The 24,654-nt window shown below is 36.9% G+C and carries 27 protein-coding genes and 2 riboswitches; of the genes, 23 read left to right on the plus strand and 4 right to left on the minus strand.

Annotated features, from left to right (window positions below):
- Positions 1–14: 14 nt before the first annotated feature.
- Positions 15–884, minus strand: a complete 870-nt coding sequence (locus tag ACFSFW_RS01015) for a DUF1002 domain-containing protein (RefSeq protein ID WP_304218269.1) — start codon at positions 882–884, stop codon at positions 15–17.
- Positions 885–1,076: 192 nt separating this feature from the next.
- Between ACFSFW_RS01015 and ACFSFW_RS01020 the strand changes: the two genes are divergently transcribed.
- From ACFSFW_RS01020 to ACFSFW_RS01045, 6 genes are all read left to right on the plus strand, one after another.
- Positions 1,077–1,511, plus strand: coding sequence for a peptidylprolyl isomerase (locus ACFSFW_RS01020; protein ID WP_304218267.1), 435 nt, complete (start codon positions 1,077–1,079; stop codon positions 1,509–1,511).
- A gap of 436 nt (positions 1,512–1,947) precedes the next feature.
- A riboswitch (FMN riboswitch) is annotated at positions 1,948–2,148 on the plus strand.
- A 186-nt stretch (positions 2,149–2,334) separates the two neighbouring features.
- Positions 2,335–3,426 carry a bifunctional diaminohydroxyphosphoribosylaminopyrimidine deaminase/5-amino-6-(5-phosphoribosylamino)uracil reductase RibD gene (ribD, locus tag ACFSFW_RS01025; RefSeq protein WP_388034536.1) on the plus strand — a complete coding sequence of 364 codons (1,092 nt, stop codon included), beginning with the start codon at positions 2,335–2,337 and terminating at the stop codon, positions 3,424–3,426.
- 8 nt (positions 3,427–3,434) lie between these two features.
- Positions 3,435–4,091 carry a riboflavin synthase gene (gene ribE, locus ACFSFW_RS01030; protein ID WP_388034538.1) on the plus strand — a complete coding sequence of 219 codons (657 nt, stop codon included), beginning with the start codon at positions 3,435–3,437 and terminating at the stop codon, positions 4,089–4,091.
- Positions 4,092–4,110: 19 nt separating this feature from the next.
- On the plus strand, positions 4,111–5,280 hold the full coding sequence (locus ACFSFW_RS01035) for a bifunctional 3,4-dihydroxy-2-butanone-4-phosphate synthase/GTP cyclohydrolase II (protein WP_304218261.1): 1,170 nt from the start codon (positions 4,111–4,113) through the stop codon (positions 5,278–5,280).
- 39 nt (positions 5,281–5,319) lie between these two features.
- On the plus strand, positions 5,320–5,787 hold the full coding sequence (gene ribH, locus ACFSFW_RS01040) for a 6,7-dimethyl-8-ribityllumazine synthase (RefSeq protein WP_099351750.1): 468 nt from the start codon (positions 5,320–5,322) through the stop codon (positions 5,785–5,787).
- A 187-nt stretch (positions 5,788–5,974) separates the two neighbouring features.
- Positions 5,975–6,352: a GNAT family N-acetyltransferase gene (locus ACFSFW_RS01045; protein ID WP_388034540.1), complete on the plus strand. Its 378-nt coding sequence runs from the start codon at positions 5,975–5,977 to the stop codon at positions 6,350–6,352.
- Positions 6,353–6,363: 11 nt separating this feature from the next.
- Here the strand turns inward: ACFSFW_RS01045 and ACFSFW_RS01050 are convergent, their stop codons facing one another.
- Together ACFSFW_RS01050 and ACFSFW_RS01055 are read right to left on the minus strand one after the other, a co-directional pair.
- Positions 6,364–6,894, minus strand: a complete 531-nt coding sequence (locus ACFSFW_RS01050; protein WP_388034542.1) for a DUF309 domain-containing protein — start codon at positions 6,892–6,894, stop codon at positions 6,364–6,366.
- A 122-nt stretch (positions 6,895–7,016) separates the two neighbouring features.
- Positions 7,017–7,106, minus strand: a complete 90-nt coding sequence (locus ACFSFW_RS01055; protein WP_077618657.1) for a YjcZ family sporulation protein — start codon at positions 7,104–7,106, stop codon at positions 7,017–7,019.
- Between the two features lie 214 nt (positions 7,107–7,320).
- Here ACFSFW_RS01055 and ACFSFW_RS01060 point away from each other — a divergent pair, with 214 nt between their 5' ends.
- From ACFSFW_RS01060 to ACFSFW_RS01070, 3 genes are all read left to right on the plus strand, one after another.
- Positions 7,321–8,085 carry a segregation/condensation protein A gene (locus ACFSFW_RS01060; protein WP_388034545.1) on the plus strand — a complete coding sequence of 255 codons (765 nt, stop codon included), beginning with the start codon at positions 7,321–7,323 and terminating at the stop codon, positions 8,083–8,085.
- Complete coding sequence (gene scpB / locus ACFSFW_RS01065) at positions 8,085–8,675, plus strand: SMC-Scp complex subunit ScpB (protein ID WP_304218254.1); 591 nt, start codon at positions 8,085–8,087, stop codon at positions 8,673–8,675. Before ACFSFW_RS01060 ends, scpB begins: the two co-directional genes overlap by 1 nt.
- Before the next feature lie 76 nt (positions 8,676–8,751).
- Positions 8,752–9,165: a hypothetical protein gene (locus ACFSFW_RS01070; RefSeq protein ID WP_304218252.1), complete on the plus strand. Its 414-nt coding sequence runs from the start codon at positions 8,752–8,754 to the stop codon at positions 9,163–9,165.
- A 46-nt stretch (positions 9,166–9,211) separates the two neighbouring features.
- On the opposite strand, the gene ACFSFW_RS01075 is transcribed toward ACFSFW_RS01070, so the two are convergent.
- Positions 9,212–10,024, minus strand: a complete 813-nt coding sequence (locus ACFSFW_RS01075; RefSeq protein ID WP_388034547.1) for a DUF2935 domain-containing protein — start codon at positions 10,022–10,024, stop codon at positions 9,212–9,214.
- 206 nt (positions 10,025–10,230) lie between these two features.
- Between ACFSFW_RS01075 and ACFSFW_RS01080 the strand changes: the two genes are divergently transcribed.
- The 14 genes from ACFSFW_RS01080 (at position 10,231) to ACFSFW_RS01145 (ending at position 24,454) form a co-directional block, all read left to right on the plus strand.
- Positions 10,231–11,109, plus strand: coding sequence for a superoxide dismutase (locus ACFSFW_RS01080; RefSeq protein WP_388034549.1), 879 nt, complete (start codon positions 10,231–10,233; stop codon positions 11,107–11,109).
- A gap of 259 nt (positions 11,110–11,368) precedes the next feature.
- The gene (locus ACFSFW_RS01085; RefSeq protein WP_304218247.1) at positions 11,369–12,511 is read left to right on the plus strand and encodes a D-alanyl-D-alanine carboxypeptidase family protein; all 1,143 of its coding nucleotides are present in this window, start codon (positions 11,369–11,371) and stop codon (positions 12,509–12,511) included.
- A gap of 2 nt (positions 12,512–12,513) precedes the next feature.
- Complete coding sequence (locus ACFSFW_RS01090) at positions 12,514–13,113, plus strand: nucleoside recognition domain-containing protein (protein ID WP_304218245.1); 600 nt, start codon at positions 12,514–12,516, stop codon at positions 13,111–13,113.
- Positions 13,110–13,640 carry a spore maturation protein gene (locus ACFSFW_RS01095; RefSeq protein WP_304218243.1) on the plus strand — a complete coding sequence of 177 codons (531 nt, stop codon included), beginning with the start codon at positions 13,110–13,112 and terminating at the stop codon, positions 13,638–13,640. Before ACFSFW_RS01090 ends, ACFSFW_RS01095 begins: the two co-directional genes overlap by 4 nt.
- Positions 13,641–13,767: 127 nt before the next feature.
- The gene (rluB, locus tag ACFSFW_RS01100; RefSeq protein ID WP_304218241.1) at positions 13,768–14,502 is read left to right on the plus strand and encodes a 23S rRNA pseudouridine(2605) synthase RluB; all 735 of its coding nucleotides are present in this window, start codon (positions 13,768–13,770) and stop codon (positions 14,500–14,502) included.
- Positions 14,503–14,756: 254 nt separating this feature from the next.
- Entirely contained in the window at positions 14,757–15,287 is a 531-nt protein-coding gene (resA, locus tag ACFSFW_RS01105) for a thiol-disulfide oxidoreductase ResA (protein ID WP_388034552.1), read from the plus strand.
- A 12-nt stretch (positions 15,288–15,299) separates the two neighbouring features.
- A complete protein-coding gene (resB, locus tag ACFSFW_RS01110) occupies positions 15,300–16,970 on the plus strand; it encodes a cytochrome c biogenesis protein ResB (protein ID WP_304218237.1) in 1,671 nt (556 codons plus the stop codon).
- Between the two features lie 2 nt (positions 16,971–16,972).
- A complete protein-coding gene (gene ccsB / locus ACFSFW_RS01115; RefSeq protein ID WP_304218235.1) occupies positions 16,973–18,145 on the plus strand; it encodes a c-type cytochrome biogenesis protein CcsB in 1,173 nt (390 codons plus the stop codon).
- A 181-nt stretch (positions 18,146–18,326) separates the two neighbouring features.
- Positions 18,327–19,043, plus strand: a complete 717-nt coding sequence (locus ACFSFW_RS01120; protein WP_099362678.1) for a response regulator transcription factor — start codon at positions 18,327–18,329, stop codon at positions 19,041–19,043.
- A complete protein-coding gene (locus ACFSFW_RS01125) occupies positions 19,040–20,827 on the plus strand; it encodes an ATP-binding protein (protein ID WP_304218231.1) in 1,788 nt (595 codons plus the stop codon). Before ACFSFW_RS01120 ends, ACFSFW_RS01125 begins: the two co-directional genes overlap by 4 nt.
- Positions 20,828–21,105: 278 nt before the next feature.
- Positions 21,106–21,308: riboswitch (cobalamin riboswitch) on the plus strand.
- Positions 21,309–21,661: 353 nt separating this feature from the next.
- Entirely contained in the window at positions 21,662–22,081 is a 420-nt protein-coding gene (locus tag ACFSFW_RS01130) for a DUF4430 domain-containing protein (RefSeq protein WP_304218229.1), read from the plus strand.
- Positions 22,081–22,584 (plus strand): ECF transporter S component, encoded by a 504-nt coding sequence (locus ACFSFW_RS01135; RefSeq protein ID WP_304218227.1) that lies wholly within the window; start codon positions 22,081–22,083, stop codon positions 22,582–22,584. Before ACFSFW_RS01130 ends, ACFSFW_RS01135 begins: the two co-directional genes overlap by 1 nt.
- A 111-nt stretch (positions 22,585–22,695) precedes the next feature.
- Entirely contained in the window at positions 22,696–23,244 is a 549-nt protein-coding gene (sigX, locus tag ACFSFW_RS01140) for an RNA polymerase sigma factor SigX (RefSeq protein WP_388034556.1), read from the plus strand.
- Positions 23,222–24,454 (plus strand): hypothetical protein, encoded by a 1,233-nt coding sequence (locus ACFSFW_RS01145; RefSeq protein ID WP_304218222.1) that lies wholly within the window; start codon positions 23,222–23,224, stop codon positions 24,452–24,454. Before sigX ends, ACFSFW_RS01145 begins: the two co-directional genes overlap by 23 nt.
- Positions 24,455–24,654 lie beyond the last annotated feature (200 nt).

The following is a 24,654-nucleotide window of genomic DNA, read 5'->3' on the forward strand; positions in this document are numbered from 1 at the left end:
TTTATTATAGCCAATTATTTAAACAGACCTTTAATAGCGTCTATCAGATTGACAAAGAATTCTTTCAGTTTATCAAGAAAACTTTGCCCTTCTTCAGACTCAAGGAAATTTGTTAGCTTTTCCTTGGCTAGATTTAGTTGTTCTCCAACTTGATTCCAGTCAATATTGAGTTCCAATAATTTATTGAACAGCTCCATTAGTCTAGTTATGTCAGCATCAGTTAGTGTGATTCCTAAGTCATTGGCAGCATTAACGATAATAGTCCTAAGTTCCTCATCATTTTTGGGAGCATTTTTTGCAATTTCATCTTTTATTTTTGCCATTAATGCCGCAGCATCTTCGGCTCCGATTTTTTCACTTAACTTTGTTGTTTCTACCATCTCTTCATTAGCAATCTGCTTCACTTCTTCAGGAATAGCTTTATCTGAAGAAACTTCATAGGCTTTAATAATTCCAGTTAGTGCAGCAGTTCCAGAAACATTACCAGGTCCGGTTACAAAGATTTTTGCATCTTTTACACCAGCGGTAATTAAAGCATTTGCATACATTTCCTCTGTAATTAAGGTGATATGCTCCGTTATCGTTACATCTAATCCAGACCCTTTTTCACCGATGGTGATTGAAGCAGAGGATAAGGCCTTGTTCCCAATTCTAGCCTTTGGAATATATTGACCAAGGTATTGGTGTTCTTCTTCGTTTGTAACAACCACAATTTGTGGATTCTCAGGTGCGTTCATTTCGTTTAAAATCGTTTCTTTTTGAGTTTCTGTCAGGTCTTGACCAAGTGTAATAATCACATCTCCAGGTGCCGCGTCTGCGAAGCTTAGTGATGGAAAAATGAGTGAAAATACAAGTAATAATGAGAGTGTTATTTTATTTCTCAAACTAGTTCCTCCTTTATTTTTCGAAAAACAAGGTATCCATCGTACATATTATACATTATTCTTTCCCGGAAATATCTTTTTGACGGTATTTAGGAAAAACTCCCCCCTTTCGTATTGGATTATTACAACCATTTATAGTAAAATGAACTCGTTCAATACATATGGACGAAAGAAAATGAGCGGAGGTTTCAAATGAAAAAAGCAAGCATTGAATTCGAAAATGGAGAAAAAATCGTAATTGAGTTATATCCAAATGAAGCACCTGGAACTGTAGCAAATTTTGAAAAACTTGCTAACGAAGGTTTCTATAATGGACTTACATTTCATCGTGTAATCCCAGGCTTTGTTGCACAAGGTGGTTGCCCACGTGGAAACGGAACTGGTGGACCAGGTTATTCTATTAAGTGTGAAACGGAAGGAAATCCACATAAGCATGTGGCTGGATCGTTATCAATGGCACACGCTGGTAAAGACACTGGTGGAAGCCAATTTTTCATCGTACATGAGCCACAACCGCATTTAGATGGGGTACATACTGTATTCGGTCAGGTGATTGAAGGATTAGAGTCTGTTTACCGCATTAAACAAGGCGATGTCATGAAAGAAGTTAAAGTTTGGGAAGAATAATAGTAGATTTTAGACACAGCAGGTGATTCTTGTTGTGTCTTTTTCTTTTATTGTCCTATAATAATTCTTGAGGTGAGACTAGATGGGAAAAGGAAAATGGACAGTGTTTTTTGTTCTGCTATTATTATCTTTGGCATGGGGAGTCATTTATTGGTTGTTTATTGTCTAATTTGAATGCAAAAGTGTAAAATTCGACAAAATAATAATACTTTATGTTATACTGTTTTAAATCGCTATTAACTTTATTCAGTCGTTATTCCCGACTGAATAAAATTAAAGCCTCCGGCAGATGCCACGATTTTTCAGCGGAAATTTTTCGAGCATAGGATCAAAGACTAAGAACGCCACGTCCTGTGGCAACGTCTTTGTGACCCACCTCGTGTGGGCCTAAAAAAATCGGGCGGCAAATACGCCAAGGCGAATTTGATAATTTAATATTTTCCTTCGGGGTTAGGTGAAATTCCTTACCGACGGTGATGAACAATTTGTTCTAAGCCCGTGACCCATTTTAATGCCACATTTTATGTTGGTAGGCACTTTTGCCATAAGAATTCAAGGTTTTGGTTTCTTATTTAAAATGGTGGACTTGGTGAGAATCCAAGGCCGACAGTTAAAGTCTGGATGGGAGAAGGATGTTAGGTACGTACAGGTATGTGAAAAAATTTGCTCAATATACCCTTATTTGTGTTGGGCAAAAATACATATTGTGTGACTTGATTACATCTACCAGACCCCGGATAGTATTCCGAGGTCTTTTTTATTTTGGTAAATCAGATAGAAACTCCCTATTAAGTAAAAGATAAAAGAAAGGAGCGTAGTTAAAATGAGAGATCAGGATTATATGAATTTAGCGATTAATGTAGCAAAAGCGGGCGTTGGTCAAACCACTCCAAACCCTGTGGTGGGTGCAGTTATTGTAAATGACGGTCGTGTTGTAGGAATCGGAGCGCACCTGAAAGCGGGAGAACCTCATGCAGAGGTGCATGCCATTAGGATGGCAGGAGAAAAGGCACAAAATTCAACTGCGTATGTCACTTTGGAGCCATGCAGTCACCATGGAAAAACCCCACCTTGTGCGGATTTGTTAATAACTAGTAAGGTGAAAAGAGTTGTAGTTGCAACCACTGACCCTAATCCACTCGTCGCTGGAAAAGGCATTGCCAAACTAAAAGCAGCAGGGATTGAAGTAGAGGTTGGGGTTTGCAAGGAACAAGCAGATGCATTAAACGCAGTCTTTTTTCACTATTTAGATAAAAAACGTCCATACGTAACCCTAAAATCTGCTACCACTCTTGATGGAAAGATAGCGACCGTTACTGGTGAGAGCAAATGGATAACGGGTGAGGCTGCAAGACAAGACGTTCATTTATATCGTAGTATACATGATGCCATTCTTGTTGGTGTTAACACGGTACTTATGGACAACCCAAGCTTAACAACAAGATTACCGAATGGTACTGGGAAAAATCCTATTCGTGTTATTTTGGATTCGAAATTACGAACACCACTGGATTCGCAAATAGTAAATGACGGCAAAGCAGAGACATGGATTATTGTTTCTAATCAAGTAAACCAGGAGAAAATTAACGAGTTCTCCGAAAAAAAAGGCGTTCGAATTATTCAATTACAAGAGGCTAATTTATCTATCAGCACCATGTTAACACGCTTAGGTGAAGAAGGCATTTCCTCTATTTTTGTTGAAGGTGGAGCTGAAGTGAACGGCAGCTTTTTAAAGGAAAAAGCAATCAACCAGGTTATCGTTTATTTAGCACCTAAACTATTTGGTGGAAAGCAAGCACCAACTGCAATTGGTGGCTCTGGAATTGAATCAATTGATGATTCATTACAATTAACAATTAAATCGGTAGAACAGCTTGGAGAAGATGTGAAAATCATAGCCGAACCGGAATTGTAGGTGAAAAAATGTTTACAGGAATTGTTGAAGAAATCGGGAAAATTAAGGCGATAAATGGATCACAGGATTCGGTTGAAATGGTCATTAAAGCTAGAAAAATTCTTGATGATGTGAATCTGGGAGATAGTATTTCTGTTAATGGAGTTTGTCTAACGGTGACCGAATTTACATCAGACGGATTCACAGTTGATGTGATGCCAGAAACGGTTAAATCAACCTCGTTACGTGAGTTACAACGGAATGATGATGTCAACCTCGAAAGAGCGATGTCTGCAAATGGGCGTTTTGGAGGACATATCGTTTCAGGACATGTAGATGGTATCGGAAAAATTGTTCGCAAAGAACCTAAAGGGAATGCGGTGTATTATGAAATCGAAATTCCTGAAGAACTTATCCAGTTCATGATTTATAAAGGATCAGTAACAGTTGATGGAACGAGCTTAACAATCTTTGGGCTAACGAAAAATACATTAACTCTCTCGCTAATACCTCATACGCTAACAGAAACAATTTTGCGAAAAAAAGGAGTAGGAGACATTGTAAACATCGAGTGTGACATGCTTGGCAAATATGTCAGTCAGTTTATGCGAAGGTCTTTTGGAAATGAAAAATCAACTGAATCAAGGATTACAGCGAGTTTTTTAGAAGAAAATGGTTTTAAATAAAAATAAAGGGGGGACTACAATGTTTGACCCGATTGAAGAAGCACTTGCAGAACTAAAACAAGGAAAAGTAATCATTGTATGTGATGATGAAGATCGTGAAAATGAAGGAGATTTTATCGCGATTGCTGATAAAGCAACCCCAGATGTCATTAATTTTATGATCACACATGGACGTGGACTCGTATGTACTCCCATTACAGAGTCTCTAGCGAAAAAACTAAATCTAGAGCCAATGGTGGCGCATAATACGGATCCACATGGAACTGCTTTTACAGTGAGTATCGACCATAAAACAACTACAACTGGTATTAGTGCAATCGAACGTTCAACAACAATAATGGAGTTACTTAATCCGGAATCAAAAGCATCCGACTTCAAAAGACCCGGACACGTCTTTCCTTTGATTGCTAAGGAAGGTGGCGTTCTCCGAAGAGCCGGTCATACCGAAGCAGCTGTTGACTTAGCCGCGCTTTCAGGCGCAGAGCCTGCAGGAGTGATTTGTGAAATTGTCAAAGAAGACGGAACAATGGCAAGAGTTCATGATTTACGAAAGATTGCAGATGAATTTAACTTAAAAATGATTACGATTGAAGACTTAATACGATATCGAAATCAAAAAGAAAAATTGGTTAAAAGAGAGATTGAAGTATCTATACCAACAGAATATGGAGATTTTAAAGCGATTGGATACACTAGTCTTATTGATAATAAGGAACATGTTGCACTTGTAAAAGGTGAGATTAGTGAAACAGAACCAATGTTAGTTAGAGTCCATTCAGAATGCTTAGCTGGGGATGTATTCGGTTCAAAGCAATGCGCATGTGGACCACAGCTTCATGCTGCATTACGCCAAATCGAGCAAGTAGGGTCGGGAATCCTCTTGTATATGCGTCAAGATGGTAGAGGTCCTGGTTTAATTAATAAAATGCGTGCCTATAAACTCCAAGAAGAAGGTCATAACTCTGCTGAAATCACTAAAAAACTTGGGGGATTACCGGAATTAAGGGATTATGGGATTGGTGCTCAAATCCTTAGAGACTTAGGCATTAAGAAAATGAAACTTCTAACGAATAACCCAAGAAAAATTGCCGGCCTTGAGGGATATAATTTAGAGATAGTAGATCGAATTCCCATTCAATTAGATGAAACTAAAAGTACTGAAAATGTAGGGCATATACTTCATTTTTAATAAAATAGAACAAATAACTTATAACATAGGAGGATCATTATGAATAAAATTTATGAAGGACATTTAGTTGGTACAGGTTTAAGAGTAGGGATAGTAGTTGCACGTTTTAATGAATTTATAACAGCAAAGCTACTAAGCGGTTCACTTGATGCACTTAAAAGACATGGTGTTGCAGATGAAGATGTTGAAATTGCTTGGGTTCCAGGTGCGTTTGAACTTCCGCTAATTGCTAAAAAGATGGCTGAGTCGAACAAATATGATGCAGTTATTGCGTTAGGTACTGTTATTAGAGGTTCAACTTCTCACTATGATTATGTTTGTAACGAAGTAGCAAAAGGATTGGCAGCTACTGCACTATCGACTGGAAAACCTGTTATGTTTGGTGTTTTAACAACAGATACAATTGAACAAGCAATCGAAAGAGCAGGAACAAAAGCAGGAAATAAAGGATGGGATTCTGCGGTAACTGCAATTGAAATGGCGAATCTATCCCGTTCTTTTGAATAATAAATAAGGATTTGTATAAAATTATAAGATTTTGGTAATAATTTAAATTTAAGGGTATTCCAAAAAGACTATGGAAAAAAAGAATAGAAAATGGTACTCTTAATTAATGTAATGAGGTTAGTCCAAAAGTAGTAGAAAGTTTGAAAAATATACTACTCGGAAAGTTTTTCGATAATGAGGGATTTATATGTTAATTCGTTATAAAAAGAATTATGAGAAAATCGCAATGGGGCTTCTTTCATTTATGCCGACTGAAAAGGACTTAAAGAACCTGCAAGCAACGATGAAGCAATATGATGAAGACGATACTCAGCAGTTATTCTTATGGAAAGAAGAAGATATTGTAGGAATTATCGGAACAACAATCCATGACGGGAATCTTGTAGAAATTCAACATATCTGTGTCAATCCATCCCATCGATACCAAGGCATTGGGAAAAAGATGGTGAAGGCACTTAAAGAGCATTTTCCAGAACGTGAGTTACGACCAAATGAACATACCGCAGCCTTTTTTGAGAAATGTGATTTCTCAGAGAATGAAGAATGCGAAGAAGGACAGTCCTAAGACTGTCCTTCTTATTTTTCGTTCCGTAATTCTTGCTTTATGAGGAATTGTTTTTGTCGTTCAGCGATGACATCACTTCGGTCACGTAATTTATGTTTATGAATTAATCCTTTTTTTGATAAGTCACTTGGAGCTCCCCAAGGTTGCCCAAATTGTATAGCTTGGGAAACACACGTTTCTAAAAGGACTTGATCATTAAGTGGTAAGTTAATACTTTCATAGGGTGCGCCGATTTCAATATCATGATGTTTCGTTTGTAATAGTTTAATTAACTTATCAACTTGTAGGCCTAACTGAGCTAAGGCAGTTTTTTGGGCCTTACATATCGTTAATGCACTTTTCATCATTCGTAAAGCACCTGCATGATTTCCACGTCGGTGATGATAAAGGGAAACTGCAATTTGAATTAAACCGACCCAATATTGCTTTCTTTCTGCAACAGGGTCTTCTTTCCAATGATCCTCTAATATTTCATGGCATTCAAAATAGTCCCGGTCACAATGGAAGTGAATTAGATATTCAATATAAGCTTGAGGGTACAAGTGGCTTAACACTCCTTTAACAATATGTATATGTAGTTTATCATATTTTCATATCCATAACATGGAATAAACAAGGTGTTCAGCAAAATGCCGAACACCTTGTTGTCAAATTTTCGTTATTCTTAGAACCAAGCTGCACCAACAATAATTAAAAGAATAAACAATACTACGATTAAGGCAAATCCGCCTCCGAAGTTATATCCGTCACCCATTTAAAATACCTCCTTAATTTTCTTGGTTACACAGTTATAGTATGACTTTTAGTCCTTCATGTGTGGGCGATTGTCCATATTGACATCATTTTTTGAAAATTTTTGGGGCAAATATCCAAAAACCTGATATGGCTTGAATGCAAATTATGTTCTATACTAATTATTGTGTTAAAATTAACAATATGAAATTGCGATGAAGGGTATTTTTGGTGAGATGAGCGAGGAATTACATTACAGCGTAAAAATAGACTCTTTTGAAGGTCCATTAGACCTTCTTTTACATTTAATCAATCGATTAGAAATTGATATTTATGATATACCAGTAGCGGAAATTACTGAACAATACTTAATTTATATACATGCTATGAAAGTATTACAATTAGATATAGCAAGCGAATATCTTGTCATGGCTGCTACGCTTTTAGCGATTAAAAGCAAAATGCTCCTTCCAAAGCAGGAAGAAGAGCTTATTGACGAAAATTCCGAATTTGAATTTGAAGAAGACCCACGTGAAGACTTAATGAATCGCTTGATTGAATACCGCAAATATAAGAATGCTGCAGATGATCTAAAACATCTGGAAGAAGAACGATCTCAGTTATTTACGAAACCTCCAAGTGATTTAAGTGAATTTACAAAGGATGTTACAGTCGATCATTCATTAGATGTCAATATCTATGACATGCTAGGAGCTTTTCAAAAGCTAATGCGACGTAAAAAATTGCAGAAACCATTAGCGACAAGAATCACAAGGCAAGAAATACCCATCGAGAAAAGGATGGAAGAGATTATTCATGAATTAAAAGGGTATCGTGGAAAAAAGAAATTCACAGAGCTTTTTCCATACCATGATAAAAATCATATGGTTGTCACATTCCTTGCGCTTCTTGAATTAATGAAAAAGAATGCTGTGTTAATTGAACAACAGAACAATTTTTCAGAGATTTATATATCGAGTATGGAAAGGGATTTAATGTAATGAAATTAATAGATTGGAAAGCCGTTATTGAAGGGCTTCTTTTTGCTGCTGGTGATGAGGGTTTGACATTAAAACAAATGGCACTTGTTTTGGAGATTAATGAGAGTACGGCTTTAGATATCATTAATGAGTTAATAAATGATTACAAGCAAGCTGGCAGAGGTATTAATCTAGTTGAAGTAGCTGGAACCTACCAACTCACAACAAAAAAGGAACATGCCGTTTATCTGAAAAAATTAGTAGAATCACCTTCATCCTCTTCATTATCACAGGCTGCATTAGAGACACTCGCAATTATTGCGTATCGTCAGCCGATTACACGTGCAGAGGTCGAAGAAATTCGTGGAGTGAAGACGGAAAGACCGATTCAAACCTTAATAGCAAAGGCATTGATCAAAGAAGTTGGCCGTGTTGAAGGGACAGGAAGGGCTATTTTATATGGCACAACGAAGGAGTTTTTAGAGTATTTTGGATTAAAAACTTTAAAAGAACTACCTCCACTCCCTGAAAAAGTAGAAGAAGAATATGTCCAAGAGGAAGCAGATTTGTTTTTTGAAAGGTTCCAAGAAACGATAGAAGATTCAAATTAATTCACCCTTAAATAGGCAAACTATGGTAATATGAAGATATATCTGAGTGGAAAACGATGGCTGATGAGGTGAAATTGTGTTAATTAAAAAATGTAGTGGATTTGAGCTTGAGAAAACGTTAAAAAATACTTTTGAAGATTTCTTTAATCAATCTGAAGTCACTTTTGTTGAAGATGGAGAAGAAAAAACATTACAAGTCCTATATTTACGTTATTTTGATGAACAATTTACATCATTTACTCCTTTTACTGAAGACCCAGTTTTTACATTTGATTCGAAGGAAGTTTATTTCAAGGATCTCGTAGCATTAGTTTGTTTACTTAAAAATCCTGGGTACCGTCATCGTAAACGGGTATATCTCAATGAACAAAAACAATTTGAAATGCATTTTAAAGATATACAATTTGAGAGATTGAAAGAAATTTTTACACATCTCCATCATAAAAACAGCTATGAAGTAAAATCACCACTGGAATTTATACAACCATAACAAACGAACCCCAATTGCAGGTCTTTCGAGCAATCGGGGTTTTCTTTCATTCTTGAACGCGCGGCTTTGTTGGATCACAATTTGGTTGATTGATTTCCTTTGTGGATTGCGCTAATTTAATTAAGTAATAACATTCTTCTCTTGCCATATGGTCAGCCATTAGTGGAGTAAGGACTCCTAGGATTTCTTTATTTAATTGCATCTCCTCTAACTCTTCAAGAAAACCTTTAAAAAATTTCATCTCTAATTCTACATCATTGTTAAATCGGGTAAGGGCAGGGAATTCATATTGACTGGTACGTAAGAATCCAACCATTTCTACTGCTTTTAAGTAAAAATCCTCCCACTCCTTAACAAATTTCTCGCTTTTTTTGAGTAACTCTTTTTCCACTCGGTCAACATTTGAAGAAATTCCACCTGCATGTCCTGCAGCATCTAAAAGCCAAATGAGGTGGTGATGAAGCGCGTGAGTTGTTGGTACACTTTTTCCTTCTACTAGAAAGCTGGATATCCGAAGCCATTCATCTAATTCGTTGACCATATGATTGATAAAAGAAGGAGAAAGGCTAATTTTTACATTTCCAACTAATTGTTCTTTAATAATATCTAATTTTAAAATGCGAAGCTGTTCTCCTGCGCTTCTACCTTCTTTACTAATAGCAATTAGTTGATCTGTTTGGAGAGGCTGACGTGCAGCATCTAATAAATAGTCAAATGTGCTTTTAAATTGTTTGGTTTTGGAAATTTTTGCTTCTTCACTAGGTGCTAATGAATCGTGTAAAAATCGGCTATGGTCACCTAGAACTTGCATCCAAAACTGGGTTTCAAATAAAGCTTGCTCTTGAAAAGAATGATTCAATTCTCTATACCTCCTTATATTATATACATACGTAATTAAACGAAGGGCCTTTTTTATCAATTAGGCGTTTGTCATGAATTCTATATGTATCTGTATGTTGAAAGGATTAAAGAGGTGAATCATAAACAGGCATTTTCATCCCTTATAGTCACGAAAAAGGGTTATACGCATACGATAGTGACGATTAAACCTTAGGGAGGATAAAGATGAACACCCCTGAAAAGTATATAGAAGATGTGAAACAATGGTTTTTGAAACTGAAAAGTCAATTTGAAAATGAACGGAATGAAGACCTGCAATCTTGTTTATCGAATTTTTCATCTTTCTTAGATTCAATAGAAGGGAATCTAACACCGACTAGCTTGCTTGAATTGCAGGAGCAAGTTGAGATACTATATAATGCTGGATTAAGATTTGCTGAACACTCTGAAGAAAATGAAGAGTTTAGAGAGGTCAGAAGGATAGGGATTGGGCAGCATACATTACCACCTCTCCCATATGACTATGATGCACTCGAACCATATATTTCAAGAGAAATCATGAGACTGCATCATGATAAACACCATAAAAGCTATGTTGACGGTTTAAACAAGGCTGAGAAAATGATGGAAAAAGCACGTGACACAGGGGATTACGAACTATTAAAGCATTGGGAAAGAGAAGCTGCTTTCAATGGTTCTGGTCACTATTTGCATACGATTTTTTGGGAAGTTATGAAGCCAAAAGGTGGAGGAATGCCAGGACGCGAATTGCTTCGGCAGATTAATAGGGATTTTGGAAGTTTTGAGGTGTTTAAGAGACATTTCAGTGAAGCGGCAAATAAGGTCGAAGGAGTCGGTTGGGCGATTCTGGTATGGGCGCCAAGGGCAGGGCGCTTAGAAATTCTTCAATCAGAACGTCATCAACTCATGACACAATGGGATACGATTCCTTTACTTGTTTTAGATGTTTGGGAACACGCTTATTATCTTCAATATAAAAATGTTCGTGCAGATTATGTGAAAAATTGGTGGAATATCGTCAATTGGGATCAAGTTGAACGTCGGTTTAAGGAAGCATCAAAACTTCAGTGGAAACAGTATTAATCCAATATTTTCTATGCTGACCTTGTGTTGGTCAGTTTTTTTGTGTCTAATGTTGCTGTCTAGTTCCAGCGCCTAGCCCCTCGAGGTCATAAGCCAATCCGTCAAGAAGGATAAAGTGCATCCTTCTCGCCGGCTTTTCTTATGCTTGTCGGGGCTGAACAAGGCGCTGGAACTTTTCGATGTTTGTACATATTTTATTCATATAGGTGGACATGTTCTGCATACACTTTTACAAAACAGCAAAAGGGACGGGGATCGAATGACATTTATTCGCAGAAGAATTTTTATACTTATCATCACTGTTATGGTTCTCTTAGGCTTAGTTCCTCAAAAAACGAGCGCGCTTTCTGTTAGTGCAAAAGGTGCGATCTTAATAGAGCAAGAGTCTGGTAGAATTTTGTTTGAAAAAAATGCACATCAACGAATGAGAATCGCAAGTATTACAAAAATCATGACGGCTATTCTCGCCATTGAATCAGGAAAACTAAACGAGATGGTTAAGGTGAGTAATAAAGCTGTACGAACAGAAGGCTCGTCCTTATATTTAAAGCCTAATGAACAAGTAAAGCTCGAGGATCTAGTTTATGGATTGATGTTACGATCTGGTAATGACTCTGCAGTTGCTATCGCAGAGCATGTGGGTGGTAGTTTGGAAGGCTTTGTTTTTATGATGAACCAAAAAGCTGCTGAAATTGGTATGCAAAATACAGAGTTTGCAAATCCACACGGGTTGGATGACCATGAAAATCACTATTCATCTGCTTATGATATGGCCATTTTAACGCGTTATGCGATGATGAATGAAAAATATCGGGAGATTGCCGGTACAAAAGTGCATCGTGCCCCTAACCCGACTGAAAAATGGGATCGTGTTTGGAGAAATAAAAATAAGTTACTGACAAAGCTTTACCCGTATAGCACAGGTGGAAAAACAGGCTATACCAAGCGGGCCAAACGGACCTTAGTTTCAACTGCAACAAAGGATGGAATTGATTTAATTGCTGTAACGATAAATGCCTCTGATGACTGGAATGACCATATGAATATGTTTAACAGAGCATTTGAAACGTATGATTTAGTGCAGGTCATTAAAGAAGGCGATCTTCAAACAGACAATCGTTTTTATAAAGGGAAGGTATTTGTGGATCATGACTTCATGTACCCACTAAGTGAAGAAGAGAAAAAGAATATTAAGCTCGATATTTCTTTATTAGAACCTGAAAAAGAGTGGCGCAAACCAGAGGCTGTTCCGGACATAGTAGGAACGATTACTGTGAACCTTGGTGATGAGACGATTGAGGAGATGCCTATCTATTTTGATAACGGCAATGTGAAAAGGTCTAAGGAAACATTCTGGGAGACAATAAAAAGTATCTTTCTAGTAATTTTAGGGGTTAGATGACGATGGTTAATATCATATGGGTTGCGATGACAATTATTGGGATTATCTTTGCCGTAGTGAATGGAACAATCAGCGAGGTAAATGAAGCGATTTTTAAGGGAGCATCAGAAGCAGTTACTATTTGCATTGGTTTAATTAGTGTCCTTGTTTTTTGGTTAGGCCTTATGAGAATTGCACAAGAGGCTGGCTTATTAGAAAAACTCTCAAAATTATTTCGTCCAGTGGTAAGACGGTTATTCCCAGAAGTTCCGGTAGAGCATCCAGCTATGGGATATATCCTATCAAATATGATTGCGAATATGTTTGGACTTGGAAATGCGGCAACACCCATGGGAATTAAAGCGATGGAGCAATTAAGAGAACTGAATGGAGGCAAAACCTCGGCTAGTCGATCAATGATTACGTTTCTAGCGATTAATACTTCGAGTTTGACGCTTATCCCAACTACTGTAATTGCGATTAGGATGACCTACGAATCTACAAATCCAACTGAAATTGTGGGAACAACCCTCATAGCAACGATTTGTTCGACCCTAGGAGCCATACTAATAGATCGATATTTTTATTATCGACGGATGAAGAAGGGTGGCTTGGAAAAATGAGTATAATCAATTCCATATCACTTTGGCTAATACCTGCGATTATAGGATTTATCCTTCTTTATGGGACATTTAAAAGAATTCCAACCTATGAAACGTTTGTAGAGGGAGGAAAGGAAGGAATTAAGATATCCTTTTCCATCATCCCGTTTTTGGTTGGGATGTTAGTTTCCATTTCAATCTTTCGAGCATCAGGTGCAATGGAGTTTTTCATTAATTTAATTCGCCCTGCGCTTGAATTTGTTGGGTTTCCTGCAGAAGTTGCTCCATTAGCGCTGATTAGGCCAATATCTGGAACAGCAGCGTTAGGAATGACGACAGATTTAATCGCTACATATGGCCCTGATTCTTTTATTGGTATACTTGCTTCGACCATGCAAGGAAGTACAGATACAACTTTGTATATATTAACTGTCTATTTCGGAGCTGTTGGAATTAAGAAAATGGGAGATGCACTAAAGGTCGGTCTTTTGGCTGATTTAGTTGGCGTCGTGGCGAGTATAATTGTCGTAACTTTATTATTTGGTTAAGTTGAAAACACGTGAAAACGTGTTTTCTTTTTTTATATAGGAAAGTTCTGGGTTGGGCATACTAGAGAATGTTTTTATCTTGTGAAAATACAAAGAAACAAGTAAGATGTTTAAGGGGTGAGCATAGATGGAACGTTTACAGAAAGTAATAGCACATGCAGGTGTAGCATCAAGGAGAAAAGCTGAGGAGCTTATTGTTGCTGGACATGTTAAGGTGAATGGAAAAGTTGTAAAGGAGCTAGGTATTAAAGTAGGCTCAAACGATAAAATTGAGGTAAGCGGCATTCCACTTGAAAGGGAAGAGCCTGTTTATTTTTTATTTTATAAACCACGTTCTGTGATTTCTAGTGTAAGTGATGATAAGGGTAGAAAAGTTGTAACCGACTTTTTCCCAGAAACAAAAGAACGTATTTACCCAGTTGGAAGACTGGATTATGATACGTCCGGGTTACTTTTACTAACGAATGACGGTGAGTTTGCAAATCTTTTAATGCATCCAAAGTATGAGATTGAGAAGGTTTATGTGGCGAAACTTAAAGGTATTCCGCCTAAAGAAAAGCTTCGTCAATTAGAACGAGGAATAAAGCTAGAAGATGGTAAGACGGCTCCTGCTAGAGTAAAGCTTATTTCAATGGATAAGCGAAAACAAACTTCAATTGTCGAAATTAGCATTCATGAAGGAAGAAACAGACAGGTAAAAAGAATGTTTGAGGCGATTGGACATCAAGTAATGAAACTTAAGAGAGAAAAGTTTGGCTTCCTTACGTTAAACGGCTTAAGTACAGGTGAATTCAGAGAACTACTTCCACATGAAGTTAAGCAATTAAGAGCTTTAGCAAGTACGAAAAATAATCGATTGTAGGGAATAGGTTTGTTCAGTCAACAAGCTTTACTCGCTCTATTAAGTAAGCTAGGGTGTGACTAAATTACATGAAATCTTTTCGGAAAAGAAGCTTTCTCCTAAGTCTCATGAAATTTAGTCTAATCTAGTCTGGCGATAATGGTTCTCAATTGTCACATAACCTTCAAAATGTATGCAATGTTGCTATATTAATAAGTGCTATAATGGCAAAGAAAGTAAACATCAAATCAAATAAAAAATAAAGGGAGATTTCAATGGACAAGAAAAAGCGACGATTAGTTATGCGGACCGTCATATTATTACTTCTCGCCGCTGCACTCGTTTATACATTGTATATCAATTTCTTTACTAGTAAGGAAAAGGTTGCAGTAGGGGATAAGGCACCAGATTTTGTCGTAACTGACTTGAACGGGAAAGAACACCATTTGTCGGAGTATAGAGGGGAAAAAGGTGTATTCTTAAACTTCTGGGGGACATGGTGTGAGCCTTGTCAACGTGAATTCCCATATATTGATACATACTATCAGGAATATAAGGATCAAGGGATTGAAGTCATCGCAATCAATGTCGGTGAGCCGAAATTCAGTGTTAATAATTTTATTGAAAAGTATGACTTATCATTTCCAGTTGTAATCGATAAAGGAAACCAGTTGTTAAATGCCTATGGAATTGACCCGTTGCCAACAACTTTATTAATTGATAAAGATGGAGAAGTTGTTAAAATAATCACGGGCGAGATGACAAATAAGATGGTACGAGATTATATGGAGCAAATTAAGCCATAGGGAGTTATTTTTATGGAAAACGTTAAATGCGAATGTGGGCATGTAAATCCACATGGTACAATTTTTTGTGAGGCTTGTGGTAAACCTGTCCAAAACGAAGAAGAAAATCAGGGTGGAAAAGAGAAAAAGCCATTGCTAGATATGAGGTATGAGGGTAGTGCAAGGCGCTCTCAAACCTATAATAAATCAATAGTTGATAAGATATGGAATTTCTTTTCCTCTGTAAAAGTGGGGATTTGGATCATCGTTGTCCTTCTAATTGCTTCAGCATTGGGGACAATTTATCCGCAAGAATTATACATACCTCCAGCGATGAATCCAGCTGATTTCTATGAACAAGAATATGGCATCACAGGAAGATTATATTATCAGTTAGGTTTCCACAACCTATATGGTTCTTGGTGGTATATGATTCTAATAGCAATGCTTGGTATTTCCTTAATTATTTGTAGCATAGACCGTGTAGTACCTCTGTATAAAGCATTAAAAAAACAAGGTGTTACACGTCACGAAAGTTTCCTAAAAAGACAGCGTGTATATGGTAAAAACACTGTCGAAAATATCGAGAAGGACTTTGAAAATGTTAAGGATAAACTAAGGAAGAAACATTATTCTGTCCGTGAAGAAAATGGGAATATTTTAGCCGAAAAGGGTCGTTTTTCTCGATGGGGCCCATATGTAAACCATTGTGGACTTATTCTTTTTCTTATTGGTGCGATGCTTCGTTTTGTACCTGGAATGTATATTGATGAAGTACTCTGGCTTCGTGAGGGAGAAACAGCAAGTGTTCCAGGAACAGATGGAAAGTATTATTTAAAGAGCGAACAATTTCTTGTAGAAGTTTACGAGAAGGGCAAGGAAAAAGAAGTATTTGATAAAGCGATTGAACTTGCCGGAAATGCGATGGTAGTAAAAAACTATCAAACAGATGTTACTTTATTCGAACGTACAGATGAAATTATTCCGGGAGTGGAACCAGAATTAAAAGAAGTTAAATCTCACGAAATCCGAGTAAATGAACCATTAAAGCATGATCATTATGCAGTCTATCAAGTTGACTATAAATTAAATGAATTTAGCACGATGTCCTTTACAATGGTAGACAAAGAGACGAATCAGGAATTTGGTTCAATTACCATTAACTTAAGAGATCCGCAAGATAAATATGATTTAGGTAACGGATATTCAATCGAGTTGGCAAGCTATTTCCCTGATTTCTTTTTTAATGATGAAGGGGAACCTGCCACAAAAACAAAAATACCGAATAACCCAGCATTTGTATTTAAAATGTATGCTCCAGATAAACCAGAAGGAGAAATCAGTTTCGTAGCTATTCAGCAAAATATCGAGCCTGTGGGTGAGAATAAGTATAAAATGGCGTTTTCTGGTATTGATATGAAGAATGTATCTGGATTAACTGTCAGAAGAGACTTTACATTATGGTTACTTGCTTTGGGTGGTGCAATATTTATGATTGGTGTTATTCAAGGATCATACTGGCACCATCGTCGGATTTGGATTCAGCGAAAGAATAATGAAGTTATTGTTGCTGGACATACAAATAAAAACTGGTTTGGTTTGAAAAATGAAATTCGTTATGTTTTGGCTGATACGGGAATCGCCGAACCTATCGATCAAGTTGATGCGAAAAATAAGGAAAATAAGGAAAATAAGGAGGGATAAAAATGGCTGAATTAAGTTCAAATTTGCTATATGCTGCTTTTTTTCTCTATCTTGTGGCAACGTTTGTCTTTGGTGGAGCGATTCGAGATAAAAAAAGTTCAAATGGGTATAACCGCTGGTCCCATATCGGGATTTCTATTACAATCATTGGATTTGCTGCACAGTTAGGCTATTTTTTTACCCGATGGATTGCAGCTGGACATGCACCAGTTAGTAACCTATTTGAATTTATTACATTTTTCGGAATGATGCTAGTCCTAGCGTTTATTATTATTTACTTTATATATAAAACAAGTATTTTAGGACTGTTTACTTTACCGATTGCATTATTAGTTATTGCTTATGGAAGTATGTTTTCAAGAGAGATCTCTCCATTAATTCCAGCTTTACAAAGTGATTGGCTCCACATTCACGTAACGACTGCTGCATTAGGGCAAGCAATTCTTTCAATAAGTTTTGTCGCAGGTATCCTTTATCTTTTAAAAAGTGTGGATCAGTCTATCAAGAGCAAGGAAACATTTTGGTTAGAATTTGTTATGTATATATTAGTGGTTGTTGTTGGATTCGTAGCCATTTCGACCGCATTTGGTGCGATGAAATATGAATCAGTGTTTTCATGGGTGGATAAAGACAACGTTGAAGCTGAGATGGTATACAAATTACCTGCTTTGGTAGTACCTAATGAAGGCGAATTACTGACAGATGGTAAGTTTTCTAGCGGGATTGAATTACCTGCCTTATTAAGTGCTAGAAAAGTAAATACATTACTTTGGTCAATTATTTCAGGATCTATTCTATATGGATTACTTCGTTTAATTTTACGTAAACGTGTAGGTGCCGCTTTACAGCCTTTAACAAGAAGATTAAATTTAGACTTAACTGATGAAATTGGTTATCGTTCTGTAGCAATAGGATTCCCAGTATTCACGTTAGGCGCGTTAATTTTTGCTATGATTTGGGCGCAAATTGCATGGACTCGCTTCTGGGGCTGGGACCCTAAAGAGGTATGGGCACTTATTACTTGGCTCTTCTATGCAGCATTTTTACACTTGAGGCTTTCAAAAGGCTGGCATGGTAAAAAATCTGCGTGGCTTGCGGTCGTTGGATTCTTCATTATTATGTTTAATACTATATTTGTAAATTTAGTTATTGCTGGTTTACACTCATATGCATAAGAAAAAAAGCCTTCATCATTTGATGAAGGCTTTTTTATCTAACATTTTTTGTGTCGAATTATCGACTTTTCCCTCATTGGATAAACTAGTGTGATATATGTTATAGCAAATTATGAAATTTTTATGTACGATAGTGATGTAGAGAAATATTCTTTCGGAAAGAAAATGGAGGAATAAGAAAATGGAAAATGAAGCGAAAATTTTAGTTGTCGATGATGAAGAAAGAATTCGTCGTTTACTTAAAATGTATTTAGAAAGAGAAAATTATGCAATTGAAGAAGCGGAAAATGGAAATATTGCCTTAGAAAAGGCTATGAAAAATGATTATGATCTCATTTTACTAGACCTCATGATGCCAGAAAAAGATGGAATTGAGGTATGTCGCGAATTGCGTGAGAAGAAATCAACTCCGATTATTATGCTTACTGCTAAAGGAGAAGAAGTAAACCGCGTGCAAGGCTTTGAAGTCGGTACTGATGATTATATAGTAAAGCCATTTAGTCCAAGAGAAGTTGTTCTTCGAGTAAAAGCTTTACTAAGAAGGGCATCACTTACAACCTATCTTCAAACTGAAACAACGGCTAAGGATGTTATCGTGTTTCCACATCTAACAATTGATAATGATGCACACCGTGTGCTTGCAGATGGCAAGGAAGTGGGCTTAACACCGAAGGAATATGAACTCTTATGCTTTTTAGCAAAATCACCTGACAAAGTATTTGATCGTGAACAATTGTTAAAAGAAGTATGGCATTACGAATTCTTTGGTGATCTTCGTACTGTAGATACACATGTTAAACGCTTACGTGAAAAGTTAAATAAAGTGTCTCAGGATGCGGCGAAAATGATAGTAACTGTATGGGGCGTTGGGTATAAATTTGAGGTTGGCCAAGAATGAAATTTTGGAGAAGTGTAGTAGGAAAACTATGGGCAACCATTCTTTTACTGTTTTCCTTTGTGTTATTTGTTTTAACGGTACTATTCATGGAGTACTTTGAGAATTACCATATTCAAGAAGCTGAAAGAAGCTTAACTCAACTTGCTGCAAATATTGCTGTTATTATGGAGCAGCATGAGGATAAAGATGTAGCAAGGAACCTTGCTTGGGAGCTTGTGAATGATGAAACAAAGGTTATTATTGCGGCAGACGAAAACACGTTATGGGTATCTCCTGATCGAACGGCTGTACCAACCATTCCTGTTACAGTTATTACAGAAGACCCAGATCTTAGACGTGTTATTACAAACGACCAAAACGCAAGCAAAAAGATAAAACTAACAGAAAGTGGAAAAACTCCTCAAGAGCAAAGACAAGAACTATTTGTGGTTGGGGCCCCTCTTCACATCGAAAATGATCAGATGGGTGCTGTTTTTCTTTATCAATCCTTAGATGTAGTTCAAAAGACTACCAAGGATACTACTCAATTCATAATATTGGCTGCAGGTATCGGAATTGTCCTTACAACAGTATTTGCCTTCTTTCTATTAACGCGTATTACAGCTCCATTGCGTAAAATGAGGGAAGCTGCTACCGAAGTAGCTAAAGGGAAATTTGATACGAAGGTTCCTATACTTACTCATGACGAAATTGGCGCTTTAGGAATGGCGCTAAACCAAATGGGAAGGCAGTTAAAGTATAATATAAATGCCCTTAATCAAGAGAAAGAGCAGCTTGCAAGCATATTAAACAGTATGGCCGACGGAGTTATCACTTTAAATCGTGATGGAACGATATTGATAACAAACCCACCTGCGGAACGCTTTTTGCAAGCTTGGTATTACCAACAAGGTATGTATCAGGACGTTGGTCAAGAGCTTCCACCAGAAGTCAAGGATTTATTTCAACGTTCCGTTTCATTTGAAAAGGAGCAATTTATTGAAATTAGTCTTCAAGGTAGAACATGGGTTATTTTAATGAGTCCACTTTACAATCAGACGTATATTAGGGGTGCCGTTGCGGTCCTTCGCGATATGACGGAGGAAAGACGTTTGGACAAGCTACGTGAAGATTTTATTGCTAATGTTTCTCACGAACTGCGAACTCCGATCGCAATGCTCCAGGGCTATAGTGAAGCAATTATGGATGACATAGCGAGTTCCGAGGAAGAGCGAAAGGAAATTACCAAAGTCATCTATGATGAGTCATTACGAATGGGTAGACTTGTTAACGAGTTATTAGATTTGGCTAGAATGCAATCAGGGAATATTACCTTAAATAAAGAAAAAGTTGACTTCGATACCCTTATTAGTCGGGTGATTCGGAAATTCCAAGGTTTAGCTAAGGATAACCAAATAACGTTAACTGCTACAAAGGTAGACGACATTGGTGAGATTTATATAGACTCTGATCGTATTGAGCAAGTTTTTACAAACTTAATTGATAATGCAATTAGACATACCGATGAAAATGGTCAGGTTGACGTACATGTTACTGGTCAAGAAACTTCAATAAAAGTTGATATTAAGGATACGGGTTCTGGAATTCCAGAAGAAGATTTACCTTTTGTATTTGAACGGTTCTATAAGGCGGATAAGGCCAGAACAAGAGGGAAATCTGGTACTGGTTTAGGGCTTGCGATTGTAAAAAACATTATTAGTGCACATAACGGGAATATCTCGGTCCATAGTAAGCTTGGTGAAGGAACGACATTTACTTTCGTAATCCCTCGAAAAAGTGAGTAATTTGAAAAAACGTGGCGAAGATTCTTGTTCCATAAGAAACAATTTCCTTGTAAAAGAAAAATTCTTCTTGTAATATAGGGATTGTTAAATAGAAAATTAAATAATTTATTGAATTTTAGGTGTCAGAGAATGTTGTATTTGATTCTTTAAATAAAGGATTAAAAAGGAGGATGAAGAGGACCGAGAATTTCAAGGCGGCGCAGCTTTGAGTACCGGAGCGTATGCAGTTAATACGTGAGGAACGGAAAAGCAAGCCAACACAGAAATTCGAAGCGTCATATTCACCGCACTTTTTAAACATCCTCTCTAAGACTTAAAAGGGAATCTGGTGTGAATCCAGAACTGCCCCCGCAACTGTAAAAGTGGACGAAATGAGAAGAACCACTGTATGACTGGATGGCGAATGCTGTTCAACATATGGGAAGGACTCAAAGTAGGACGAAGCTTAAGTCAGTAGACCTGCCTAATTCATTTCTTTTTTAATTCTCCGGGGTGCGAGAATTAGCATTAAAACACCATGCTTTTTTGTTGTTTTCCTGTTATATCTTTAAAGCTCACCCCAAGGGTGAGCTTTTATTATTTTATTCCGCAGAAGAAGGACACTTCTACGAAATAAAATAATAGCCTCCGGCAGATGCCACGATTTTTCAAAGGAAATTTTTCGATCTGTAAGATCAAAGACTAAGAACGCCACATCCTGTGGCAACGTCTTTATGACCCACTTCCTGTGGGCCTAAAAATTGGGCGCAAATACGCCAAGGCGCATTTGATTCGATGTTAGGTGCATAAAACACTTATTCATACACATATTTTAACAAAAGGGGAGCTAGAAACATGAAAAAACTATTAGTTGCTTTACTATCATTGGGAATTTTATTTGGATGCAGCAATGACCCATCTACAAATGAATCTTCCAACAACAACACATCAGAAACTGTAGATAAAGAAGAAACAGCAGAGATTGTAACAGTTGTTATCTCCAAAAACAATGGTGAAGAAATCATTGAAGAAAAAGAAATTGAAATTGAATCTGGAAAAGAAGTTACCGTTATGGACGTCATGCAAGCAAACTTTGACGTCGAAACACAATTCGATGGTGCTTTTGTTGCCAGCATTAATGGCGTTGCAGGAAGCGAAGAAGAAAAGACATCATGGTTTTATTCTGTTAATGGTGAAGAAGCCATGGTAGGAGCTAATGAATACCAATTAGAGCCTGAAGATAAGGTCGAATTCGATCTCCATAAGTGGGAATAATGAATTTATCTGTTAAAAACTTAACGCTCTTATCGATGCTAATCGCCTTGTCTGTTGTGGGTCGAATTACATTTACATTCCTTCCGAATGTCCAGCCTATGACTGCGATTATCGTGATAACTAGCTTATTTTTGGGTCCAATCTATGGTATGGTTGTTGCTGTTTTCGGTTCTGTATTATCGAATCTTGTAATGGGTATGGGTTTATGGACCATTGGACAAATCGTTGCATGGGGGATAATTGGGTTAATTAGTGGGGCTTTACGGAAGTATCGTGATCGAATTCCTGTCATTTTATTAGCCATCTATGCAGTATTTTGTGGTTTCTTATATGGATTTGTTATCTCAATCCCTCTTTATTTATTCTCGGGTAAGTTCCTAGCCTATTACCTAGCTGGATTACCATTCGATATGAGTCACGCAATTGGGAATGGAGTATTTTTTCTCATTCTGTATCCAATCCTGAGACTACTATTCTTAAAAAATGTAACAATTGCAAAGTAAGGAAGAATATTACCAAAATATTCTTCCTTTTTTTATTAATTCATACTATATTGGGAGTGTAACTTTTTTTATTAATCATTCGACTAATGAAATGAACGGGAGGATTTGCAAATGGATTCCTTGTTTGAGGAACTATATGAAAAGTATCATCACGATGTCTTCTCCTTCTTATTTTATATGGTAAAAAATCGTGAACAAGCTGAAGATCTCGTTCAGGAAGTTTATATAAGAGTTTTAAAATCATATGATAGATTCGAAGGGAAAAGTAGTGAAAAAACATGGTTATTTTCAATTGCAAGGCATGTTGCGATTGACTCGTTCCGGAAACAAAAAGGGTGGAAACAGCGAATAATGGATTCCTTTGATTGGAGTCGCCAAGAGGTAAGAGACTTTGCTCCACTTCCGGAAGAAATAGCGTTGCAAAATGAGCAGGTACAAATGATGTACCGTTGCTTGGAAAACTGTACGACCGACCAGCGTATCGTGCTTATTTTACGATATATCCAATCACTTTCAATTGCAGAGACTGCTGAAACTCTAGGATGGACGGAGAGTAAGGTAAAGACAACTCAGCATAGAGGTCTAAAGGTCTTAAAGAAGTATATGGAGGAATCAGGCGTAAAGGAGGGTATAGATGATGAAAAATTCAAAGTGGAGTGATGAACAACTCGAGCAGATGCTATCGCAAATGCCAGGAATAAAAGACAAACGGAAACCACAAGAGATTTATCAAAATATAACCCTTAAGATGAATAAGAAAAAGAGAAAAATGTGGCTTGTTCCTACCCTTGCATCTGCAGCAGCAGTGCTTCTATTATTCATCTTAGCTCCTTCTTTCATTAATAATATGAATAGTTCAAGCTCAGACTCAGCTGAAATGGCAAGGGAAAATACGAATATTGCTATGGATTCTGAAAACAGAGAAGCAGCATCAAAGGATGCATCATTTAACACACTAGAAAAAGCAGAGGAACCACAACAAAATGAAGAGGCTGGAATATTTTCATTTGAGGAACAACCAAGCAATAGTTACACTGTAAATAGTGTAGGGGAAAACGAAGTCCTTCTCACATATGGTGTGTATTTGGGCGGTGTAATGTTTCCTTCTGTAGTTTCAGTAATCGTCGAATCTAATGGGGAAAATGTTGTTGAACAATGGCAAAAGACAGTTCCAAGAGTAAATGAGGCTATTCGCAAAAACAAAGAATGGGGCATTGATGAAATTTCGAATTCATATTTTGAAGATTTTTCAGAAGTTGTAACGAAAGACAATTCAAAGGCAGTAAGGGTGGACGTAAATAACTCGATTAATACTGAGTCATTTGCTACTGCTGAAGCTGCAGAATTTTCACATACGATTAGTTCGTTCCGTTATCTGTTAGAAGACTATCAACATGTTGAACTTTTCCAAAATAATCAACAAGGAATTACTATAGGGCAATCTGGTATCATTGAAAATAATATTGATGTTGAGAAAGATACAAAAAAGGCATACCTTTATTATGTAAATGATCATTCAGACCGCAAAATTTTAGCTTTAACTTATGAAGATTTTAATACGATTGAACAAGCGCTGGAAGCAATGAAAGCGGAGGCTAATCAAGGGGATTATACCCTGCATCCACCAATCATATCTGAAATTAAACAAATTAAAGCAAATGGTACGAATTTAGAAATTCATTTTAGTGATGATGCGGTTTTAGAGAATACAGATAATTATATTCTTATGTTGGACGCAATTATGCTAACCGCTAAAGAGTTTAACTTTGATACAGTTACATTTTACGGAAATATAGATCAAATTGGTGATGTACGAATAGGGGAACCGGTACCAGTACCGCTCGCACCAAATCTAATTCAATTGCAATAAGAGACACTAAGATGTCTCTTTTTTTTGCTTTTAAATATAATTTCTGGGAAGTATCACCTTACCAGTTACGAAAAGTATTACTTTATTTACATATTTTAAGAAAATTTTTCAAATAATGTAAGGGTGTCCCTTATTTGCTTAGTAAATAGAGATAATGTTAGATAGGGGGTGTCCTTGAATCTAAACATAACGGGTTCACA

Origin of the sequence: Ferdinandcohnia salidurans, from assembly GCF_042680725.1 — a bacterium.
GTDB lineage: Bacteria > Bacillota > Bacilli > Bacillales > Bacillaceae_L > Ferdinandcohnia > Ferdinandcohnia salidurans.

Excerpts from the sequence above, each read along its gene's own strand:
- ACFSFW_RS01055 (WP_077618657.1), bottom strand. The coding sequence starts at position 7,106 with ATGGGTGACGGATATAACTTCGGAGGCGGATTTGCCTTAATCGTAGTA.
- ccsB (WP_304218235.1), top strand. The coding sequence starts at position 16,973 with ATGGCTGAATTAAGTTCAAATTTGCTATATGCTGCTTTTTTTCTCTAT.
- ACFSFW_RS01135 (WP_304218227.1), top strand. The coding sequence starts at position 22,081 with ATGAATTTATCTGTTAAAAACTTAACGCTCTTATCGATGCTAATCGCC.
- ribE (WP_388034538.1), top strand. The coding sequence starts at position 3,435 with ATGTTTACAGGAATTGTTGAAGAAATCGGGAAAATTAAGGCGATAAAT.
- ACFSFW_RS01035 (WP_304218261.1), top strand. The coding sequence starts at position 4,111 with ATGTTTGACCCGATTGAAGAAGCACTTGCAGAACTAAAACAAGGAAAA.
- ACFSFW_RS01085 (WP_304218247.1), top strand. The coding sequence starts at position 11,369 with ATGACATTTATTCGCAGAAGAATTTTTATACTTATCATCACTGTTATG.
- ACFSFW_RS01060 (WP_388034545.1), top strand. The coding sequence starts at position 7,321 with ATGAGCGAGGAATTACATTACAGCGTAAAAATAGACTCTTTTGAAGGT.
- ACFSFW_RS01130 (WP_304218229.1), top strand. The coding sequence starts at position 21,662 with ATGAAAAAACTATTAGTTGCTTTACTATCATTGGGAATTTTATTTGGA.
- ACFSFW_RS01020 (WP_304218267.1), top strand. The coding sequence starts at position 1,077 with ATGAAAAAAGCAAGCATTGAATTCGAAAATGGAGAAAAAATCGTAATT.
- ACFSFW_RS01125 (WP_304218231.1), top strand. The coding sequence starts at position 19,040 with ATGAAATTTTGGAGAAGTGTAGTAGGAAAACTATGGGCAACCATTCTT.
- rluB (WP_304218241.1), top strand. The coding sequence starts at position 13,768 with ATGGAACGTTTACAGAAAGTAATAGCACATGCAGGTGTAGCATCAAGG.
- resA (WP_388034552.1), top strand. The coding sequence starts at position 14,757 with ATGGACAAGAAAAAGCGACGATTAGTTATGCGGACCGTCATATTATTA.
- ACFSFW_RS01080 (WP_388034549.1), top strand. The coding sequence starts at position 10,231 with ATGAACACCCCTGAAAAGTATATAGAAGATGTGAAACAATGGTTTTTG.
- sigX (WP_388034556.1), top strand. The coding sequence starts at position 22,696 with ATGGATTCCTTGTTTGAGGAACTATATGAAAAGTATCATCACGATGTC.
- resB (WP_304218237.1), top strand. The coding sequence starts at position 15,300 with ATGGAAAACGTTAAATGCGAATGTGGGCATGTAAATCCACATGGTACA.
- ACFSFW_RS01120 (WP_099362678.1), top strand. The coding sequence starts at position 18,327 with ATGGAAAATGAAGCGAAAATTTTAGTTGTCGATGATGAAGAAAGAATT.
- ribD (WP_388034536.1), top strand. The coding sequence starts at position 2,335 with ATGAGAGATCAGGATTATATGAATTTAGCGATTAATGTAGCAAAAGCG.
- ribH (WP_099351750.1), top strand. The coding sequence starts at position 5,320 with ATGAATAAAATTTATGAAGGACATTTAGTTGGTACAGGTTTAAGAGTA.
- ACFSFW_RS01045 (WP_388034540.1), top strand. The coding sequence starts at position 5,975 with ATGTTAATTCGTTATAAAAAGAATTATGAGAAAATCGCAATGGGGCTT.
- scpB (WP_304218254.1), top strand. The coding sequence starts at position 8,085 with ATGAAATTAATAGATTGGAAAGCCGTTATTGAAGGGCTTCTTTTTGCT.
- ACFSFW_RS01095 (WP_304218243.1), top strand. The coding sequence starts at position 13,110 with ATGAGTATAATCAATTCCATATCACTTTGGCTAATACCTGCGATTATA.
- ACFSFW_RS01090 (WP_304218245.1), top strand. The coding sequence starts at position 12,514 with ATGGTTAATATCATATGGGTTGCGATGACAATTATTGGGATTATCTTT.
- ACFSFW_RS01145 (WP_304218222.1), top strand. The coding sequence starts at position 23,222 with ATGAAAAATTCAAAGTGGAGTGATGAACAACTCGAGCAGATGCTATCG.